Below are 16,845 nucleotides of genomic sequence, written 5' to 3' on the forward strand. Positions count from 1 at the left end.
GAAATGCGCGTGAAAAAAATCCTTTTAGTCTTAAACCACAGTTTAGCAGGATTTGGCAGTGATGAACAAGCTCAGCTGAAACCAAGTGGTAAAAAGGCTCCCTTAGGTCCAGGGGTAACATTGCTACCATTTGTACAGAAGCAAGGAGCGGAAATTGTTGCGACCCTTTATTGTGGAGACCAATATTATTTGGAAAACGAGGAAGAGGTAGCAAAGAAATTTATCGGCTTTGCAAAAAAGTTTCATGCCGATGCGGTTCTTTGCGGACCTGCCATGCATTATCCTAATTTTGGAGAAATGGCCGCTCGTCTAGCTTGTAAGTTTAATGCTGCGGGCATTCCTGCAATTGCAGCGATGGCAGAAGAAAATCCAGCAGTCAGTCACTATTATCAGCAAGTGCCAATTGTGAAAATGCCTAAAAAGGGCGGCATTGGTTTAAATAATTCGTTTAAACAAATGGCGCAATTGGTTGTGGCAAAAGCAAATGGCAAAGAAACCAAACAGTTAGAAGAAACGAGTTGTTTTTAATTGTTGATAATCTAAAGAGAAATCCAAAATGAACGCATGATTGTGTTTGTTTTGGATTTTTTGCTTTTGTTTAGCGAATGTATGTTCTATAATAGGGAGGCAGATAGGTGGGATTACGTGAAATCAACGAGAAAAATTGCAGTTCGTCAAGTGGTCGAATTTATTTTAAGGCGGGGAAGTATCGATTCTCGCCATGTGAGTGAACATACACCACAAGAAGGTAGTCGCCTTCATCGAATGTTGCAAAAGGAAGCGGGGAGCCTTTATCAAAAGGAAGTATCTTTAAAAATTGAGGTGCCTTTAAATGGCCATAATTATTGTGTAGAAGGTCGTGCAGACGGCATTTTTGCGAAAGAAACTGGTCAAGTGGTCATTGATGAAATTAAAACATCCGAACCAGCGTTTGAAGAATTGCCGCCAGAAAAAGTCGAATTGTTTTGGTATCAAGCGATGTGTTATGGTCATATGTATTGCCAACAAGAACAGCTTTCTGAAATAATAATTCAACTCACTTATTATCAGACCACTACGAAACAAATTACACGACAAGAACGCCATTTTACAGAAGCTGCATTAGCGGAGTTTTTTACTGATTTGATGAGGCACTATGAACAGTGGGTAATTTTTAAAGAAGAATGGCGTATTTTGAGAAATAAATCATTAAAAAATCTTAGTTTTCCTTACGGAGAGTATCGCAAAGGACAACGAGAATTGGCGGTAGCCGTCTACAAAACGATTCTTAGTAAACAGCGGCTCTTTGTGGAAGCACCAACTGGAACTGGCAAGACAATGTCCACTCTTTTTCCAGCAATGAAAGCGATTGGTGAAGAAGAAGGTGAACGGATTTTTTATTTAACAGCTAAGACCATTACGCGGCAAGTGGCTGAAGATGCCGTCAAAGCGCTGTCCGAAAAACAAGCGCAAACTAAGAGTATTACGTTGACAGCAAAAGATAAAATTTGTTTTTTAACTGAACGAAATTGTACGCCAGAACATTGCCCGTTTGCTGACGGCTATTATGATCGTTTAAATGAGGGACTGTGGGATTTATTGCAGCATGAAAATCATTTAACGAGAGAGGTTATTGAACGGTATGCACAAAAGCACCAATTGTGTCCATTCGAGTTGTCGCTAGATGCAAGTCTTTGGTGTGATTTAATTATTGGCGATTACAATTATCTATTTGATCCAACGGTTTATTTGCGGCGCTTCTTTGAAGAACCCCAAAGTGCAGAAGAGAATATTTTTTTAGTGGATGAAACCCATAATTTGGTTAATCGTTCACGGGAGATGTATTCGGCCGCTATTTCTAGAAATGCAGTTTTACAAATTCAAAAAAGATTGCAAAAAGAATCTGTTCAATTAAAAAGAGCTTGTCAAAAAGTCTTAACTACGTTTGATGATATTGAAGCAATCTGTGAAGAAAAAGACACGGATTTTTTTGCCCAACGCGCGCCAATTGATTCATTGGTTAAACAGATACATCAATTAACAGAAGTAATTGCAGAATGGTTACCAGAAAATCAACACATTGAGGAATTGGCGTCGATTCTCAGTTTTTATTTTGATTGTTTAAGTTATCTTCGAATCAGTGAGTATTACGACAACGGCTTTTATACGTCTATTTCTTTGCGAAACTATGACTGTGTTGTGAAACAATTTTGTGTCGATCCGGCTTATTTATTGTCACAACGATTAGATAAAGGGAAAGCGAGTATCTTATTTTCGGCAAGCTTAACACCGCTGAATTATTATCAAGAAGTGCTTGGTGGAGGTGAAGAAAGCCTACGTTATCGGATTCCGTATCCTTTTCCAGAAGAAAATCAATTGCTGATGATCGGTAGTCATCTTCAAACAACCTATAAAAACCGTGAAAAAAGTTATCCACAGATTAGTGAACTTTTAGGCAAGTTAAGTGAAACAAAAACAGGCAACTATTTAATTTTCTTTCCTTCCTATGCCTATATGGATGATGTCTATCAAGTATTTAGCCAACGTTATCCGCAAGTAAAAACGCAAATTCAGGGAACGGACTTAAACGAAAAAGAGCGGGAAGCTTTTTTAGCTGAATTTAAAGAGAATCCTCAAGAAACTTTCATCGGTTTTTGCGTTTTAGGTGGTATATTTTCAGAAGGAATTGACTTGAAAGGTACTCGATTGATTGGTGCGATAATTGTTAGTGTCGGGCTACCACAAATGAATCCAGAGCAAGAACTGATCCGCACTTTTTATCAAGAAGAGCGAGGGCAAGGGTTTCAATTTGCGTATCAAATTCCTGGTATGAATAAAGTCTTGCAAGCGGCTGGACGTGTCATTCGAGATGCGCAAGATAAAGGCTTTGTCTTGTTATTAGACGAACGGTTTGAATTGCCAAGTGTCCAGCGTTTCTTTCCGCCGCATTGGTTGGCGTATCGAAAGGCAGACACCAATGAACAACTCATTCAACAAGTGAGACAATTTTGGTTAAAAAATAAAGAAAACGAAGGAGGAAACAAATGAAGACCATTTTAGTCCTTCATACAGGTGGGACCATTTCCATGTCGAAAGTAGCAGGAGGAAGTGTTGCCCCAAATGAAAAAAATCCGTTGATGGAACAAGAAGCATTATTTTCTGGCAAGGTTCATTTAGTTGTCGAAGATATTTTTAATATTCCCTCACCACACATGACCTTAGAACGGATGTTTCAATTAAAAGAACGGATTCAAAAAGCTTATTCTGAACCAATTGATGGCGTTGTTATTACGCATGGAACAGACACATTAGAAGAAACAGCCTATTTTTTAGATATAACCTTAGAGAAAAAAATTCCCATTGTTTTAACAGGAGCAATGCGGTCAAGTAACGAAATCGGTAGTGATGGCTTGTATAATTTCATCAGTGCTATTTGGACTGCTTGTTCAGACGAATCGTACGATAAAGGTGTTTTAGTCGTGATGAATGATGAAATTCATACGGCACGGTATGTGACAAAAACACATACAACGAACGTCGCAACGTTTCGGACGCCAACTTTTGGACCAATTGGAACCATTGCGAAAGAACGTGCTTTTTTTGCGAAAGAGGTTTTACCGCAAGAAGTCTGCGATGTTTCTTCTGTGAAAGGAAATGTTCACGTAGTGAAGGCCTATGCGGGGATGGGTGAACGGATGTTTGAATTATTAAACACCCCAGAAACGGATGGGTTAGTAATTGAAGCGCTAGGTGCGGGCAATTTACCGCCAGAAACGCTCCCAGCATTACAAAAAATGCTAGACAACGGGATTCCAGTTGTTTTAGTTTCTCGATGTTCCAATGGCATTGCTGAAGATATCTATGATTATGCTGGCGGTGGCGTTGGCTTGAAAAAAATGGGGGTCGTTTTTGCCCGTGGTTTAAACGGACCGAAAGCGCGGATTCGTTTAATTGTTGGTTTAAACAGCGAAAAAAATCCTACAGAGTTAAAAGAATTTTTGGAACAGTAACTAATTTTAAGGAGAAAATAAATGAAGCTGTTTGAACGCATTCATCAAGATACTGAAATTCGACAAATTTATGATGCAATTGGTCAAATGGAAGATGAAGAAGCTGGGTGGGCCTACCATAATTGGTTTCATGTAACCAATGTCGTGGCCATGACGGAAATGATTTTGAAACAACTTGCTGTTTCAGAGGAGTATTTAGAAGCGGCAAAAATTGCGGCACTGCTCCATGATGTGGGTGCGCTACAAGGAAAAGCAGGACATGCACTTCGTGGGAAACAATTTGCAGAAGCATATTTTCGTAAGCAAAAGATTTGTTTGCCTTATCAAGAAGAAATTTTATCTTCTATAGAAAATCATAGTAACGGCTTTGATTCGGAAGAGTTAATGACACTAGCGCTAATCATTAGTGATAAATTAGATATTACAACCTCTCGTGTTGCAAAGGCTGGTTATTTCGTGCCGGGAATGCGGCAATTTCAATTTTTAAGGAAAATTGAAATTATGCTTTCAGAACAAGAGGTTTGTGTCTCGTTTACGGCAGAAGAAGAACTGAATTTAGAAGAATTAAATGCGTTTTATTTTATGCCAAAGGTTTTCAAAGCGATTGCTGCTTTTTCAGAAAAAATCAAGCGCCAACCAATTGTTTTATTGAATAATCAAGAATGGCCAGTACCAAAACCAAAAAATCCTTCAACTGTTCATTAACAGTTGAAGGATTTTTTTAGCGATAATTATTAAACTCAAGAGCCATTGGCAAATCTAATTCTCGTAAAAGAGCCATGACTTTTTGTAAATCATCCCGACTTTTTCCAGTTACCCGAATTTTGTCTTCTTGGATTTGTGACTTAACTTTAATCCCTGAGTTTTTGATAGCTGTGTTGATTTTTTTGGCATTTTCTTTATCAATACCACTAATTAAATCACCATATTGGCGGGCGGTACCGCCTAAGGCTTTTTCACTTTCTGAGAAATGAATATTTTTAATCGGAACATTGCGTTTGACTAATTTTCCAAATAAAATATCCTTCACTTGCTCGACTTTATAATCATCTTCAGCTACGACCACTAATTTATCGTTTTCCAATTTAATATCAGCAATTGACCCTTTAAAGTCAAAACGATTTTTCAATTCTTTCAAGGCAATTTGAATTGCGTTTTTGACTTCCTCCATATTGACCTCTGAAACTACATCAAAACTTGCTTCTTTTGCAGCCATGTAAAAACCTCCTAAAATATTCTTTGCTTCATCATATCATGAAATAGCAAAAAAGGTTAGGTTAGAATCATTTTGAATAGAGAAATTAGAAGATCAAATTTTAGGGATATCTTCCCGCATTCTTTCATGGAAATGTTGCAAAAAAATTTTTTTCAATGTTCGCTTTTAGCCCCTTTTCTTTTAGGATAGAACCTGTTATTCTAAGTCAGAAGAATAGCGAAGGAGCGAAGCAAAATGAGTCGATTGGTTAGTACTTACCAAAGAAATGAATCGATAAAAAAAATAGCAGTGATGGCGATAACCGCCTTGACTTCCGCGGTCGGTTTGAATTTCTTTTTAATTCCGGCAAAAGTTTTTTCGGCAGGGATGAACGGAATTGCGCAAATCATTGCTACATTATTATATACAAATTTAGGGATGCATATTAATACAGGAATCTTCATTTTATTTTTAAACATTCCTGTCTTTGTTCTAGGGTTTGTAAAGTTAGGGAAACAATCAACGATTCTTAGTTTCATCAATGTTATTGGCATTTCCGTTGTCACTATGTTCGTGCCAATCGTAACAGTCACAACGAATCCTTTGATGAACGCAATTATGGGTGGTGTGTTAGTCGGCGTTGGCGCAGGACTTTCATTGAAAATGGGTTTTAACACTGGCGGCATGGACATTATTTCACTGATTCTTTCAAAAACAACAGGGAAAACCGTTGGTAATTTTATGTTCTTATTAAATGGTATTATTGTGCTGTTGGCTGGTTTTGTATTTAACTGGGAAAGTGCGTTGTATACCATTATTTCTATTTACTGTTTGAGTCAGGTGGTTGACATGATTCATACCAGTCACCAAAAAGTCACAGCAATGATTGTCACCACGAGACCAGAAGCCGTTGCCTTAGAAGTTTCTCAACAAATCGCTCGTGGCATGACCTTGTTACCTTCAATCGGCGGCTATTCAGGTGCAGAAGGTCGGATGATTATGATGGTCATTACTCGCTACGAACTCTATGATTTAGAACAAGCAGTTTATAGTATCGATGAGAATGCCTTTGTAAATATTTTACCAACACAATCTGTTTTAGGACGTTTTGCCAATGAAGATGAACAACGGATTTTTCATAGTACAGGAACATTTCCTGAGCTTCAATCCTACAAGGTGAAACGATATCCACCAAAGAAAAAATTAAAATAGCAAGTCGGCCTTCAGATCCCAAAGTGATAACGGGAAAACTGGAGGTTTTTTTATAAAAATGAAGGTTATGTGAAAGAATAGACAAAAATTTTCTGAAAAAGGGAATTTTACTAGAAAAGTGTCAGGAATTCTGCTAAAATAGAACCGTTGGTTAGGGAACACCTAACAAATAAAGTTTTTAAAAACTTAGGAGGAATTTTTTATGCCAGTAGTATCAGGAGCAGAATTCTTAAAAGCAGCACGTAAAGGCGGCTATGCAGTAGGTGGCTATAACACAAATAACTTAGAATGGACACAAGCGATTTTAGAAGCAGCAGAAGCTAAAAAAGCACCAGTTCTAATCCAAACATCAATGGGCGCTGCTAAATACATGGGTGGCTACAAAGTAGCTAAAGACATGATTACTAATTTAGTAGACTCAATGAATATCACAGTTCCAGTAGCAATTCACTTAGACCACGGTGACTACGAAGCTGCTTTAGAATGTATCGAAGTTGGCTATACTTCAATCATGTTTGATGGTTCTCACTTACCATTTGAAGAAAACTTAAAATTAGCGAAAGATGTAGTTGAAAAAGCTCACGCTAAAGGTATTTCTGTCGAATGTGAAGTTGGTTCAATCGGTGGTGAAGAAGACGGAATCATCGGTACTGGCGAATTAGCTGATATCGAAGAATGTAAACAAATGGTTGCTACAGGTATTGACTACTTAGCATGTGGTATCGGTAACATCCATGGTCAATATCCAGAAAACTGGAAAGGTTTAGCGTTTGATCACTTACAAGCAATTGCTGAAGCTGTCGGTTCTGATGTACCTCTAGTATTACACGGAGGTTCTGGTATTCCTCAAGAACAAATCGAAAAAGCAATTTCAATGGGTATCTCAAAAGTTAACGTAAATACAGAATTCCAATTATCATTCGCTAAAGCAACGCGCGAATATATTGAAGCTGGTAAAGATTTAGAAGGTAAAGGTTTTGACCCTCGTAAATTATTAGCACCAGGTAAAGCTGCAATCATCAAAGATGCAGAAGAACACATTGATTGGTTCGGTTCAGCTAACAAAGCTTAATCAACTAGTTACGTTAAAGACAGTCACAACACGTGGCTGTCTTTTTTATTTTTTGTTATTTTTTCATTCTATTAAAATACCTGAGAAGTTTTCTTTTTTCTTAAGCTTGATTATGATAGAATGATTGGGTAGTTTATTTAGAAAACGTATATTATAGATAGGTGAGAATATAAATGAAAAAAATCGTAATCAATGGGAATCGTCCATTAAAGGGCGAAGTAACCATTAGCGGCGCCAAAAATAGTGTAGTCGCTTTAATTCCAGCTGCTATTTTAGCAGATTCGCCCGTGACTTTAGATGGCGTTCCTGATATTCAGGATGTTCACTCATTAATTGAAATTTTAGAAATTATGGGTGCTAAAATTACTTTTGAAAATAATACATTAATTATTGACCCAACAGAAGTTGTTTCTGTGCCAATGCCAAAAGGAAAAATCAATAGCTTACGTGCGTCCTATTATTTTATGGGCTCACTTCTTGGTCGATTTGGGGAAGGTGTTGTCGGTTTACCTGGCGGTTGTTACTTAGGACCTCGTCCAATTGATTTACATATCAAAGGATTTGAAGCATTAGGCGCTCATGTTACCAACGAACATGGGGCGATGTACTTGAGAACAGACGATGATGGCTTACAAGGAACACGAATTTTCATGGATATGGTGTCTATTGGCGCTACAATCAATGTCATGTTAGCCGCAGTCAAAGCGAAAGGCAAAACGATTATTGAAAATGCTGCGCGTGAGCCAGAAATTATTGATATTGCTACATTATTAAATAACATGGGTGCAAAAGTTCGAGGAGCTGGAACGGACGTTATTCGAATCGAAGGTGTCGAAGAATTACATGGCTGTCGTCACTCGATTATTCCAGATCGAATTGAAGCTGGGACTTATTTAGCTATGGCAGCAGCTATGGGTGAAGGAATCAAAGTTCGAAATGTTATTTATGAGCATTTAGAAAGCTTCATTGCGAAATTGCAAGAAATGGGCGTTAAGATGACAATTGAAGAAGACATGATTGAAGTTCATCCGTCACATGATCTGAAAATGACGACGGTGAAAACCTATCCATATCCTGGTTTTGCTACAGACTTACAGCAACCTTTAACGCCATTACTTTTAAAAGCGCAAGGAACTGGTGAAATTATCGATACCATTTATGCTCAACGAAATAAGCATATTCCTGAGTTGGTACGGATGGGGGCTGATGCTTCAGTTGAAGGCAATATGATTATCTTAAATGGTCCAAATCATTTGCATGGTGCAGAAGTAGTTGCCTCTGATTTACGGGCTGGCGCTTGCTTAGTCACTGCCGGCTTGATGGCTGAAGGCACGACCACAATTTATAATGTAGAATATATTTTACGTGGATACGACCATATTATCGAAAAGTTAACTGCTTTAGGTGCCGATATTCAAATGCTAGAAACCGAAGATCAAGAAGGTCCGTTTGAGGTGGATCAATGAGCGACTATTTAACAATGGCTGAATTGGAAAACAGTACGTTAAAAGATATTTATGCGTACGCGAAAGAGTTTAAAATTCCTTATTATAGCCAAATGAACAAAAAAGAATTGTCTTTAGCTGTGATTCGCGCACAAGCTGAGAAGCAAGGGTTTTTCTTCATGGAAGGGATTTTAGATATTGTTTCTCAGGATGGTTATGGCTTTTTACGGCCAATTAATTATGGACCAAGTGCAGAAGACATTTATATTTCTTCTTCTCAAATTCGTCGTTTTGGATTGAGAAATGGGGACAAAGTAGCTGGCAAGGCGCGTCCGCCAAAGGAATCAGAACGTTACTATGGACTCATGCATGTTGAAAGTGTCAATGGGAAAGATCCTGAAGAAGCGAAAGAGCGACCACATTTTCCCGCACTAACACCGTTGTATCCTGAAAAACAATTAACGTTAGAAACCACAGCTGGCAGATTATCAACACGAATGATTGATGTATTTGCCCCAATTGGTTTTGGGCAGCGTGGTTTAATTGTAGCTCCGCCAAAAGCAGGAAAAACAAGTGTTTTAAAGGAAATTGCTAATGGAATTACAGAAAATCATCCTGAGGTGGAATTGATTCTGTTATTAATTGACGAGCGTCCTGAAGAAGTGACTGATTTAGAGCGAAGCGTTAAAGGAGATGTGGTTTCTTCAACTTTTGATCAACAACCACAAAATCATACGCGAGTTGCTGAATTGGTTCTGGATCGAGCAATGCGCTTAGTTGAAGACAAACGAGACGTAGTTATTTTAATGGACAGCATCACTCGTTTAGCACGGGCCTATAACTTAGTGGTCCCGCCTAGTGGTCGAACCTTAAGTGGCGGAATAGATCCAGCTGCATTTTTCAAACCTAAACGATTTTTTGGTGCTGCCAGAAATATCGAAGAAGGAGGCAGTTTAACTATTTTAGCCACAGCCTTGGTCGATACAGGTAGCCGAATGGATGATGTTATCTATGAAGAATTCAAAGGCACAGGCAATATGGAGCTCCATCTATCTCGTGAATTAGCAGAGCGCCGTATTTTCCCAGCAATTGATATTAAAAAATCAAGTACGCGAAAAGAAGAGCTGTTAATGACACCAGAACAACTAGAGGAAACGTGGAAATTGAGAAACAATATGTTGGGAGACTCGCTGGAATATACGGATCAATTCATAAAAATGTTAAAACGGACCCAAAATAATCAACAATTATTTGAAGTTTTTCATGATGTTTCGTTTGGTAAACAAATTAAAAGAAATCCAAAAAGATAATTGCATACCAGCTGAAAACATGGTAAGATAGCATTGTTGTATACCGACAAAATAACTCTGATACAGCAAATGGATCAGGGCAAAGGAGCGAAAAAAACGTATGAAACAAGATATCCATCCAAATTACCAACCAGTAGTATTCATGGATTCAACAACTGGTTTCAAATTCCTTTCAGGTTCAACTAAAGGATCTTCAGAAACTGTTGAATGGGAAGATGGCAACACTTATCCATTATTACGTGTTGAGGTTACTTCAGACTCACACCCATTCTACACTGGTCGTCAAAAATTCACACAAGCCGACGGACGTGTGGACCGTTTCAACAAAAAATACGGTCTCAAAGACGAAAACGCAAATCCAGACGCATAGTCTTTCAAAACATTGTTATGACAAGGTTTATAGAGATTTTCCACTGTGGTGGAAAATCTCTTTTTTTGCGTTGGATAGGCATTTTCTATTCAGGAAATTAGTTAAATATTATTTTATTTAATTGAAAGTATAGCTAGTCCGTATATCGTATAATTTAAATTATTTGGATAGTATACATATTGTAAAGTGCAATTGTCTTTTTAGAATCTTTAATGTATAATTTGTTTTAATAAGTTTATATGTAAGCTTTTTCTTTTTAAAGACTTTGATCATCTCTTTTTTTAAGAAAACGATTGGTTGTGAAAGGATATAGAAGTGTTAAAACAATTGTACTTGACAGTATTAAGACGGAGACCATACAAGCATAAAAAAGTAAAAATTGTGTACATAATGAGTTTCCCAAGAAATGATGGACATTTAATTGAACAATTAGAACAACACTATCACGGAATGATAATAGTACTTTATACAAAAAATTGTCAATCATATGCAGCATCCTTAAAACAAAAAGGCATAAAGACGATACTTTTTGATAAGAAGAATTTGTTGATTACAACGGCGATTTCATATTTGAAGTCAGCACCGCTAATTTTTGTAGATAATTATTTTCCAGAATTGGCAATTTTAAAAAACGAGCAAGTAGTTATCCAGTTATGGCATGCTAATGGGGCTTTAAAACAGTTTGGCTGGGGCGCTTATCATACGAATCAAAGAAGTCGCAAGGATCAAATCAGGTTTCAAAAAGTTTATGATAAAATGAATTATTTTATCGTTAATTCACTAAAAATGGAAGCTATTTTTAGAAACAATTATCGTCTCGAGAATGCTCAATTTTGTCATTTTGGTTCGCCACGTCTTGCTTATCTTGAAAAATTAGAGATAGGAGAAACAAATCAGAACAACAAAATTTTATATGCACCAACTTATCGAGAGGGATCGAACGAAATGATGCTTGTGATAAATCAAGCAATAAGGGCTTTTTCTGCTATGCCAAAATTTCATTTTTATATGAAATTACATCCATCAATCCAGTTAGATGCCATTGAACTACCGAGAAATGTTTCTATTTGGAAAAAGCATATTTTTGAAAGCTTTAGTGAAATAGACTACTTGATTACTGATTATTCGAGTGTGGTCTTTGAATACATGCATGTTAAAGAGCAACCGAACATCTTATTTTTTTGTCCAGATTTAGAAAAATATGCATCAAATCCTGGAATTGTGCCCGATTTTTTTGAATATTTACCGGGACCGTTAGTTAAAAATGAAGGCTCTTTGTCAAATAATGTTGGTAAAGAGAAATTGTAGAATTATGTCGAGTCCAGAGGAGAAAATCCTCTGGATTTTTTTATTTGGTTTGTATAGCTTGTCCTTGTTGGACGAAAATACGTAATTTGAAATTATAAAAGTTACGAAAACCATAGGCATTCCGCTTTAACACTTTGATATGATTATTTAGACACTCCAATTGTCCATTCGAATAAGAAGAATTCAAGGCATGATGAATTTGCTTTTGGTATTTTTTAAAGGTTCGTATAGTTGTTTGATAAGTAGTTGGCAAGTGAGAAATATTTTGCGTAAGCAAGGCATCAAAATACGTTTGGTTGCGTTTGTGAACGGCATACAAAAAGTCTTGGTACAATGTGTAGCCTTGTGTTAACTCAACGCTATAGGAAAGCAGCCTGTCCACAAGCTCTGTTTCGGTTAAATACGTTTTAAACGAAGGGCGCCAACGGCGGTTCAAACTATCCAACTTCTCTTGATTTTTTTGTAATAATTTCCAGTATTTTTTGAGTTGTTTTCCTTGGCGTTTTTCAGCCAAACTTGAACTTTTTAATAGATGATTTGTCCAAGTGATTCGATGGTTTCGAAAGGTCCGACCGATGTGTTGAACGATATGGAAGCGATCAATGATGAGCTTCGCTTTAGGGAAACATTTTTTCACGAGAGAAACGTAAGGTGCGTACATATCAATGACAATAAATTGGACGTTTTCCCGCACAGATAGTGGAAAACGAGTAAAATAACGTTCTAAATAAGACAGTTGTCGGTTTTCAACAATATCAAATAATTTTCTTGTTTGCCCATTTAAAATGATAAAACTCATGGCGCCAGAAACCTGACGAACGGATTTAAATTCATCAAAGTGAAGAACCGTTGGTAAGGTTGTTTTAAAGGGATTCATCGGTTGGTAAAAGCGTTTCAGCACACGATAAACAGAAGAAACAGACACATTTTTTTGGCGAGCGATGCCTGTCATGGAAGTATTTTCTTTCAAACGTGTAGTAATGGCCCATTTGACAGATTGACTAATGAAACAGTGTTTTTCTGCAATACTTGTATCTGCAACAAAGGTCCTTTGGCACGCATGACATTTAAACCGTTGTTTTCTCAATTCCAGATACGTTTTGAATTCTGCGACTTCATTCAGTAACAACCGAACGGTTGTCATTCCCCAGCGAATAATCGTGGAATTACTTTTACAATGTTCACAGGAATCTGCAGAATAGGTTAATTTTCCTGTATAAACTTTACAAATTTGTCCATTTATTTTTTCTTTTCGCAAACAATTTTCTTCAAAAGTAACATTTAGGTCTAGAATATTTAGGGTTTCTTTGATAAGCTCAGTATAGGACATCTTGATTCCTCCTTAGAACGGGTTCAGCGACTTTAATTCTACAGGATTTCAAGGTGTCTTTTTTGTGAATCAAAAAAGATGTTGGTAAAAATACCAACATCAGAAAGTATAGAGCCAAAATGAAAAACAGTTGGTAGTAGCATTGGCAAATTTTTCAATAAATAGTTATAAAAACAATATTGCTAGAATTAACGAAGAATGGAATCAATATCAGTCAAAAGACACCATTAATAAAATAGTGGAGTTGGTAGAGAGAATCTTGGGGGGATTTTGTGAAAAATAAGGTACGCACTGAATATATTGGGGGATTACCAGTTGACGTATTAACACATCAAGAAATTATGGATGACTTAGAAAGTTATCTCAAAGCTAAAGAGAAAATGATTGTGACTAGCGTTAATCCACAGATTTCGTTGTTGGCATTTGAATATCTAGAAGTTAAGTTATATTTGAAAAGAGCAACTCATCGGATTGCAGATGGGATAGGTGTGGTCAAGGCATCGAAACTAATGGGTGGGTCTATTCGTGAAAGAGTTACAGGAATTGATGTCATGGATAATTTTTTAGAGTATGCGAATCAACATGAGGAACGAATCTTCTTGTATGGTGCAAAGCAAGAAGTAGTTGAAGCAGCAGCTGAAAATATTCAGCAACAATATCCAGGGATTGTTATTAGCGGTATTTTACATGGTTATACGAAGAAAAAACAGCAAGAAATTGTGGAACAAATTAACAAAGCTGAACCAAGGTTTGTCTTTGTAGCATTAGGTTCACCGAAACAAGAGATTTTTTTGGAACAAACCATTGATCAGCTGACAGCTAATGTGTTTTTAGACGTAGGCGGTACTTTTGACGTATTAGCTGGATCCGTAAAAAGAGCGCCTGAATTTTATATAAATCACAATTTGGAATGGTTATATCGTTGTTTGACAATGAAGAGATACGATCGGTTAATGCAAATTCCTAAATATATTTATTTGACTATTAAGTATCGGAACAACAAGTCTAGGGGGCAGTAAATGATTATTTTGTTTATTTGGGAAAATGACGTAGATACAACTTTTTATATCGTGAAAATAGAGAAAGATGAGAAGTTCATTTTACGAGTACCACCTATTCACAAACTAAGTGAATTTGTTCAAAATAATCAATGGAATAGTTTGATAGAAGAATTAAGAAAATTGTCTTCATATGAAGTAACTGAGTACATAATTATAAAAAAAGCAATGCTTTTTTCGTATCTTTTTGAAGACGATAAAGAAATTGTTATTTCAAATCAAAGCGAGCGGCATCTAATAGATCAAAATGGAAAAGAATGGTTTTTACCAAAAGGAAAAGTTGCTGTAAATCAAGAGGTGCTTTCAGAATATCTTCGTTTTAGTCATTCAGATGTTGAACGTTCATTTGAGCATCAGGAACACATTTTTCGTTTAACGAAAATTAAATTATTAAAAGATAAAAATCCGTTGAAATTGCAAAAGCAGTTAAAGCAATTAAAAAAAGCTACAACAACGTCTTTCTCTATAAAATCTCTGAGTAAGTTATTACTAATCTATACTACTACAGAAAATAAAAAATTTGATCGAAAAACCATCAAAGTCGATTAAAAGTAGCCTTTTTTCTATTCACAAAAATTGATAATTAACGAAGAAATATCAAAGTACAAATGGAGGTTTTTATGAAAAAAATACTTACTTACGGCACATTTGACCTCCTGCACTATGGTCATATTAATTTGTTGAAAAAAGCGAAACAACAAGGGGACTACCTGATTGTTGGACTTTCAACAGATGCTTTTAATTTAGAAAAAAAGAAACAAAGTTATTTTTCATATGAAAAACGTAAACAATTATTAGAGGCAATTCGTTATGTTGATTTAGTTATTCCTGAAACTAGTTGGGAACAAAAAGTTTCCGATATTGTTGAATTTAAAATTGATACGTTAGTAATGGGCGACGATTGGCGTGGGGCTTTTGATTTTCTAGAAGTTGAAACAACTGCAACGGTCCTTTATTTGCCACGAACGCCAGAAGTATCAACTACACAGATAAAAAAAGAATTATATTATAGTGAATAATAAAAAAGTCTCCTTGCTATTTTCCAAGGAGACTTTTTTTCAAGATTATCCTTCCCAAAGGTCAAAGATTGATCATCATTGTTTCGCTGGTTTGTTAGACTAGTAAGTACATTCAGCTTTATAAAGGAGATTTTGAAGAAATGAGTAGAAAAAAAGTCGGTGTTTTCTGTCTATTTCTATTTTTCACATTTTTTATTATTGTTCCAAAAGTAGAAGCGACAGAAGAAATGAAGACTAAATTTACAGTAACGCCTGTTTTGCCAGAAAATCAAGTATCAGGAACATCTAGTTATTATGATTTAATTGTGGCACCAAAGCAATCTTCCACTATTGCCTTAGACATAAAAAATAAGACAGACGAAAAATTGTCCGTCGTATTGACTCTAGCAAATGCATCAACAAATGATAATGGATTGATTGTATACAATGATTTTGATAAACCACTTGATTCATCGTTAAAGGTTCCGCTGACAGACCTAGTTACTTTAGAAAACAAGGAAGTGAGTGTGCCTCCTCATCAAACAGTATCAGCAAAGATGAAGGTGAAGGGACTTGATCAGCCTATTAAAGGAGTTATTTTAGGTGGAGTTTACGCGCATCTTAAAGATGAAAATACAGAAGAAAAGACCCAAACAACGGGATTAAGCAGTCGCTATGGGTTTAATGTTGCGATTGCTATGAGGAGTGCTGAGAATGTTCCTTTAACAGAGATGAACCAACTGAAATTAGCGAAAGTAACCCCTACAATTGCTCTAGGGGTCAAATCACTAAAGGCAGTCATTCAAAATCCGTATGCTGCTATTTTTCCAGAAGTTCGTTTAGAAGGTCAAGTGGTAAAAAAAGGATCCTCTAAAAAAATTGCACAACGGACACTAAAAAATGTCCGCTTTGCCCCGAATAGTTCCATGAATTTTCATCTTGATTTGGGCAAACACCCGCTAGATGCTGGGACTTATATTTTTACAGGACGTGCTATTTTACAACAAGATGAACAACAGTCTTGGCCTTTTCAACAAGAATTTACGATTAACACTCGTGAAGCAAAAAAATTGAATCAAGAAGCTACGGTCAAATGGGTCCTACCTACATGGTGGTTACCGACTTTCTACACGTTGTTAGTAATCACAATCGGGGCAATTTGTAGTGTCATTTGGCGCAATAATTATCAAAAAACAAGCGAAAAGGAGAGTGAGAATAATGGCTAGTTGGTTTTGGTTGTCTGGCGGTTTAGCGGTCATTTGTTTTATGTTTTTCCTCTTTTCTTTGCTGACTAGTATGAGTTTTATTCAGCATGCAAAAGAACCAAGAAGTATTTTAAAAGAAACGCTTTTGAGTTGGTTAATGCTTTTACTTAGTGGTGGGTGGGTTACAATCGGACTATTGTTATATTTTTCGCTCAAGAATCAATAAACAAAAAACGAGCATTCATTGTTAGATAACCGTGAATGTTCGTTTTTTGTTTTAGGAAAATGTTCTTAGCAACTTGCCAGATTTCATTGGGCAACCTGACTGAAATTGTTAAATTGTTCTGTCGAAA

At 36.5% G+C, this 16,845-nt stretch carries 16 protein-coding genes and 2 pseudogenes; 16 read left to right on the top strand and 2 right to left on the bottom strand.

Annotation, left to right across the window (positions count from 1 at the left end):
- Positions 1–9: 9 nt before the first annotated feature.
- Genes IGL49_RS04555 through IGL49_RS04570 form a run of 4 tightly spaced genes read left to right on the top strand, consistent with a single transcriptional unit; the run spans position 10 to position 4,694 of the window.
- A complete protein-coding gene (locus tag IGL49_RS04555) occupies positions 10–528 on the top strand; it encodes a GrdB-related putative oxidoreductase (RefSeq protein ID WP_104854334.1) in 519 nt (172 codons plus the stop codon).
- A 36-nt stretch (positions 529–564) separates the two neighbouring features.
- Positions 565–3,027, top strand: a complete 2,463-nt coding sequence (locus IGL49_RS04560) for an ATP-dependent DNA helicase (protein WP_164982877.1) — start codon at positions 565–567, stop codon at positions 3,025–3,027.
- A complete protein-coding gene (locus IGL49_RS04565; RefSeq protein ID WP_002382144.1) occupies positions 3,024–3,989 on the top strand; it encodes an asparaginase in 966 nt (321 codons plus the stop codon). The genes IGL49_RS04560 and IGL49_RS04565 overlap by 4 nt, the downstream gene beginning before the upstream one ends.
- A gap of 21 nt (positions 3,990–4,010) precedes the next feature.
- Complete coding sequence (locus IGL49_RS04570; protein ID WP_104854336.1) at positions 4,011–4,694, top strand: HD domain-containing protein; 684 nt, start codon at positions 4,011–4,013, stop codon at positions 4,692–4,694.
- 16 nt (positions 4,695–4,710) lie between these two features.
- Here the strand turns inward: IGL49_RS04570 and IGL49_RS04575 are convergent, their stop codons facing one another.
- The gene (locus tag IGL49_RS04575) at positions 4,711–5,205 is read right to left on the bottom strand and encodes a YajQ family cyclic di-GMP-binding protein (protein WP_002357974.1); all 495 of its coding nucleotides are present in this window, start codon (positions 5,203–5,205) and stop codon (positions 4,711–4,713) included.
- A gap of 234 nt (positions 5,206–5,439) precedes the next feature.
- On the opposite strand from IGL49_RS04575, the gene IGL49_RS04580 reads away from it, so the two are divergent.
- The 6 genes and pseudogenes from IGL49_RS04580 to IGL49_RS04605 form a co-directional block, all read left to right on the top strand.
- The gene (locus tag IGL49_RS04580; RefSeq protein ID WP_104854337.1) at positions 5,440–6,396 is read left to right on the top strand and encodes a YitT family protein; all 957 of its coding nucleotides are present in this window, start codon (positions 5,440–5,442) and stop codon (positions 6,394–6,396) included.
- Between the two features lie 202 nt (positions 6,397–6,598).
- Positions 6,599–7,468 carry a class II fructose-bisphosphate aldolase gene (locus tag IGL49_RS04585; protein ID WP_002357972.1) on the top strand — a complete coding sequence of 290 codons (870 nt, stop codon included), beginning with the start codon at positions 6,599–6,601 and terminating at the stop codon, positions 7,466–7,468.
- A 173-nt stretch (positions 7,469–7,641) separates the two neighbouring features.
- Positions 7,642–8,934: a UDP-N-acetylglucosamine 1-carboxyvinyltransferase gene (locus IGL49_RS04590; RefSeq protein WP_104854339.1), complete on the top strand. Its 1,293-nt coding sequence runs from the start codon at positions 7,642–7,644 to the stop codon at positions 8,932–8,934.
- Positions 8,931–10,223, top strand: coding sequence for a transcription termination factor Rho (gene rho, locus IGL49_RS04595; RefSeq protein ID WP_104854340.1), 1,293 nt, complete (start codon positions 8,931–8,933; stop codon positions 10,221–10,223). The genes IGL49_RS04590 and rho overlap by 4 nt, the downstream gene beginning before the upstream one ends.
- A gap of 100 nt (positions 10,224–10,323) precedes the next feature.
- Entirely contained in the window at positions 10,324–10,593 is a 270-nt protein-coding gene (locus IGL49_RS04600) for a type B 50S ribosomal protein L31 (protein ID WP_002357967.1), read from the top strand.
- A gap of 315 nt (positions 10,594–10,908) precedes the next feature.
- Positions 10,909–11,871: pseudogene (locus IGL49_RS04605) on the top strand (CDP-glycerol glycerophosphotransferase family protein); the annotation flags it as partial.
- 70 nt (positions 11,872–11,941) lie between these two features.
- Here the strand turns inward: IGL49_RS04605 and IGL49_RS04610 are convergent.
- Positions 11,942–13,231 (bottom strand): ISL3 family transposase, encoded by a 1,290-nt coding sequence (locus IGL49_RS04610; RefSeq protein WP_104854702.1) that lies wholly within the window; start codon positions 13,229–13,231, stop codon positions 11,942–11,944.
- A 115-nt stretch (positions 13,232–13,346) separates the two neighbouring features.
- On the opposite strand from IGL49_RS04610, the pseudogene IGL49_RS04615 reads away from it, so the two are divergent.
- The 6 genes and pseudogenes from IGL49_RS04615 to IGL49_RS04640 form a co-directional block, all read left to right on the top strand.
- Positions 13,347–13,514 (top strand): annotated as a pseudogene (locus IGL49_RS04615) (teichoic acid biosynthesis protein TagB); the annotation flags it as partial.
- A complete protein-coding gene (locus IGL49_RS04620; RefSeq protein ID WP_104854342.1) occupies positions 13,504–14,250 on the top strand; it encodes a WecB/TagA/CpsF family glycosyltransferase in 747 nt (248 codons plus the stop codon). The pseudogene IGL49_RS04615 and the gene IGL49_RS04620, both read left to right, overlap by 11 nt.
- Positions 14,251–14,838: a hypothetical protein gene (locus IGL49_RS04625; protein ID WP_104854343.1), complete on the top strand. Its 588-nt coding sequence runs from the start codon at positions 14,251–14,253 to the stop codon at positions 14,836–14,838.
- 59 nt (positions 14,839–14,897) lie between these two features.
- Positions 14,898–15,308, top strand: a complete 411-nt coding sequence (tagD, locus tag IGL49_RS04630; RefSeq protein WP_174108214.1) for a glycerol-3-phosphate cytidylyltransferase — start codon at positions 14,898–14,900, stop codon at positions 15,306–15,308.
- Positions 15,309–15,448: 140 nt separating this feature from the next.
- Positions 15,449–16,513, top strand: coding sequence for a DUF916 and DUF3324 domain-containing protein (locus IGL49_RS04635; protein ID WP_104854345.1), 1,065 nt, complete (start codon positions 15,449–15,451; stop codon positions 16,511–16,513).
- A complete protein-coding gene (locus IGL49_RS04640; RefSeq protein ID WP_104854346.1) occupies positions 16,506–16,718 on the top strand; it encodes a hypothetical protein in 213 nt (70 codons plus the stop codon). Before IGL49_RS04635 ends, IGL49_RS04640 begins: the two co-directional genes overlap by 8 nt.
- Positions 16,719–16,845: the final 127 nt, after the last annotated feature.

The sequence above is a fragment of the Enterococcus sp. DIV1337a genome (assembly GCF_051712285.1).
Taxonomy (GTDB): Bacteria; Bacillota; Bacilli; order Lactobacillales; family Enterococcaceae; genus Enterococcus; species Enterococcus faecalis.